Below are 3,648 nucleotides of genomic sequence, written 5' to 3' on the forward strand. Positions count from 1 at the left end.
CGGCGACAAAAGCTACAACCAAAGAGGTAATAAACACTACCACGAAAGCAAAACTGACCACAATCCTGCGCCAGCGCCATAATTCTTTCCAAGAAGTCGCCCAGGCAGCTTCATACAAAAGTGGCGGCAGGAATATAAAAAATATTAGTTCAGGTTCTATATGAATTTTAGGCGTGCCGGGAATAAAACTGATGCCCAGACCGGCCAGGACCAGCAAAACCGGATATGCAACTTTTATTTTTTTGGCAAGCATCACCAGCAAAACGGTGATGATTACTAGGATCAGGTAAAATGTGAGATTCTCTAGCATTTAGTTTTTAGATTTTTTTGATTAAAGAAGTTTCTCGAAAGCTTTTCTTACACCGCTTACCAGGTAACCCTCGTCGCAATAAGTATATCTTATTTTATTGAGTATGTGAAGCATTGGCTGCGTTATCAAAATTCGTATCCACTTTTCGCTGAAAATTTACAAATTTAATTCGATATCCTATAGTTTTATTCTAATTTTGTAACGAAATCGAATGAAGAAAACGAAATGAAGCAGTATCACCTAAAAGATTTTAATCAAAAAAGAGAAGACGAAAATTTATCTTTTCGTGTATTCGATTTTACATCCGCTACTTTAGCCCCCTATACCATACCTCATCAAAATACACACTTTTGTGTCTTGATGGTTGAAGAAGGCATTCTGGCTTTACAAGTTGAAGAAAATAAACATATTCTTCGTCCTCATAAAGTAGCTGTTATTTTCCCTCATCAGGCCAGTTTAATACAAGTTCAATCTGAACAAATAAAAGGAAAACTTATACTTTTTGATGAAGTGCTTTTTTGTTCGGATATTCTTAAGAATGAACTTAGCGTATACAATGTCAATTTATCCACCCAATTGAATTGCACAATTTTAGAAGAAGAACCATTTAAAGAAGGCTTACGCACTGTAAAAATTGTACAAGATATTTATCACCACCCTAGTTTGATCAAGAAAGAACAAGCACGTTTTTTTATTAAAACGTTTTTATTATCGCTGATTGAATCTGTACATGGCCAACACGCCTTACTTTCGACATCTCATAGCAGCGATCAACAATTATATGTGCATTTTAAAAAACTCTTGAACGAGCGATACAAAACTCAACGTACGGTTCAGTATTATGCGGATCAATTGCACATCACGCCTAAAAAATTAAACACCATTACGAAAAAGCATTGTGGAGAAACGGCTATTGATGCCATTCATCACCGCATCTTAACGGAAATTAAACGCCAGCTGATGTTTGGAGATCGTCCTCATAAAGAAATTGCTTTTGATTTAGGCTTTAATTCACCTGCTGCTTTGAATAAATTTGTAAAAGCAAAATTGAACGAAACCCCTACACAATTACAACAAGAATTGGCTCAAATGTATAACACGTAGTCCTGTTTGTATAATAGTAAAGACATTTTAGCCGCTAACTTTGCCGAATAAAATAAAATATAAAATGAGTAAATTATTTGTTGCGGGTGAAGTATTTCATGGCGCTGGATCTTTAGACGAATTAAAAAATATCAAAGGTAAAAAAGCATTTATTGTAACTGGAGGAAGTTCTATGCGTAAAAGTGGAACTTTAGATAAGGCGATTGCATATTTAAATGAAGCTGGTATAGAAACTATTGTATTTGATGGGGTTGAAGAAGATCCTTCTTCAGCTACAAGTTTTAAAGGTGCTGAAGCTATGCGTGAATTTCAACCAGATTGGATTGTTGGTTTAGGTGGTTGTTCAGCAATTGATGCTGCAAAAATGATGTGGGTTTTCTACGAACATCCTGATGCTGATTTTGATGCCATGACAACACCATTTACTGTACCTACGTTAAGAAAAAAAGCAAAATTTATTGCGATTCCTTCTACAAGTGGAACAGGAACAGAAACAACTGGTTTAGCCGTAATTACAGATCGTGAAAAAGGTGTGAAATACCCTATCGTTTCTTACGAATTAACACCGGATGTTGCCATTATAGACGGAGAAATTTGTGCTTCTATGCCTGCTCACATAACTTCAAATACAGGATTAGACGCTTTAACACATTGTGTAGAAGCTTATGTATCGAATATTGAAAATAACTACGCTGATGTTTTAGCGAAAGGAGGTTTAGAAATTGTTTTTGATAACTTAAAAGAAGCGGTGAATAACCCTACGAACATCAAAGCTCGTCAAAACATGCACGATGCATCTTTTATGGCAGGTTTAGCATTTAATAATGCATGGTTAGGAATTGTTCACTCATTATCTCACCAAGTTGGGGCATTATACGGAATCCCTCACGGTATGTCGAATGCCATCTTTTTACCTAATGTTATTCGTTATAACGCAAAAGTTTCAGATCGTTTTCCTGATTTAGCAAAAGTTATTGGAAAATCAACGGCTGAAGAATTAGCACAAGCTATTGAAACGTTAAGAAGCGAAGTGAATAATATTGGATCGATTAAAGAATTTGGTATTTCAAAAGAAGATTGGGATAAAAACTTAGATTATATTGCTAATAATGCTTTAGTTGATCCTTGTACAGGATTTAATCCACGAGTACCAACTTTAGAAGAGTTAAAAGAAATTTACAATATCTGTTACGAAGGTTTAGTTTACCAAGACTAATCTATTAAGACTTTGTAATATAACTCCTAACCTCAATTATCGAATGATAATTGAGGTTTTTAATTCTATCTTAACCGAAAAATTTTCTGTTAGGTTTGTTTGGTGTTTGTCCGTACTTCGTTCGGTGTTCGTTCGGTGTTAACTGTTTTAAAGGATTTTCGGTACATTACATTATTTTCTAGATTTTTTTCTTCGACATTCGATTTATTGATGAAAATTATTCAGTTTCAAAATCCTTAACTATTTCATTAAAATTACTGTTATTGTACTTGATCTATATCTCATTAACATCCATTACCTAAGCTTAGATCTTATTTACTACTTCTACTCTATCTTATTCTTTGATATTATGGTACAATAATATCTCTAAATGTCCTACTTTGTCGTATATGACACATAATTTTGATGAATTAATACAATTATGGTTTCCGTAAATATTTATCTATTATTTTGATATTATTCGTTATTTGATTTTGTTTATTTATTTCCTAAACTTTTACTATGGATAAACGTCAATTTTCTGAAAAAGATATCAGTACTAAATTAATTACTCCTGCGAAAGAAAATGCTGGATGTGATAGAATGCATCCATATTTTGAACAAAAGACTTTTACAGATGCACGCATTCATATTTGTGGAAATCTTACTGCTCGTGGTAAATAAACGTGCAGACTATATTTTATACTATAAACCGAATATTCCAATCGGAATTATTGAAATTAAAGAAAATAATCATAGTGTGGGTGCAGGAATGCAACAAGGTTTAGAATATGCAGCAATATTAAATTTATCATTTTTATTTTCTACAAGGGTAATTGTTTTCTATTTCATGATAAAACCATTCCTAATTAAATTAAAACTGAATTGGAATTAGACCAATTCCCCTGTCCTAAAACATTATGTAATAAATACGTGAAATACAAAGGAATTAAAATTGAATTAGCCAAAGAAATCGTAGAACAAGATTATTAAAAATATTTGAAATTAGAAGGAGGTCCCATAGTATGGCTTAGGTATT

General features: G+C 33.1%; 5 protein-coding genes. 4 read left to right on the forward strand and 1 reads right to left on the reverse strand.

Going from position 1 to position 3,648, the window contains the following annotated elements; genetic code table 11:
* Nucleotides 1–310: cation:proton antiporter (locus tag B4H69_RS07570; RefSeq protein WP_414647217.1), on the reverse strand; the 310-nt coding region annotated here is incomplete at its 3' end.
* Between the two features lie 225 nt (nucleotides 311–535).
* On the opposite strand from B4H69_RS07570, the gene B4H69_RS07575 reads away from it, so the two are divergent.
* From B4H69_RS07575 to B4H69_RS07590, 4 genes are all read left to right on the forward strand, one after another.
* Nucleotides 536–1,414, forward strand: a complete 879-nt coding sequence (locus tag B4H69_RS07575) for a helix-turn-helix domain-containing protein (RefSeq protein ID WP_038330308.1) — start codon at nucleotides 536–538, stop codon at nucleotides 1,412–1,414.
* Between the two features lie 64 nt (nucleotides 1,415–1,478).
* Nucleotides 1,479–2,630, forward strand: a complete 1,152-nt coding sequence (locus B4H69_RS07580) for an iron-containing alcohol dehydrogenase (RefSeq protein WP_038330306.1) — start codon at nucleotides 1,479–1,481, stop codon at nucleotides 2,628–2,630.
* Between the two features lie 501 nt (nucleotides 2,631–3,131).
* Nucleotides 3,132–3,293 (forward strand): hypothetical protein, encoded by a 162-nt coding sequence (locus B4H69_RS07585; RefSeq protein WP_291093379.1) that lies wholly within the window; start codon nucleotides 3,132–3,134, stop codon nucleotides 3,291–3,293.
* Nucleotides 3,247–3,504, forward strand: a complete 258-nt coding sequence (locus B4H69_RS07590; protein WP_280046417.1) for a hypothetical protein — start codon at nucleotides 3,247–3,249, stop codon at nucleotides 3,502–3,504. The genes B4H69_RS07585 and B4H69_RS07590 overlap by 47 nt, the downstream gene beginning before the upstream one ends.
* Nucleotides 3,505–3,648 lie beyond the last annotated feature (144 nt).

It is taken from the genome of Empedobacter sp. UBA6745, assembly GCF_002453775.1.
GTDB lineage: Bacteria > Bacteroidota > Bacteroidia > Flavobacteriales > Weeksellaceae > Empedobacter > Empedobacter falsenii_C.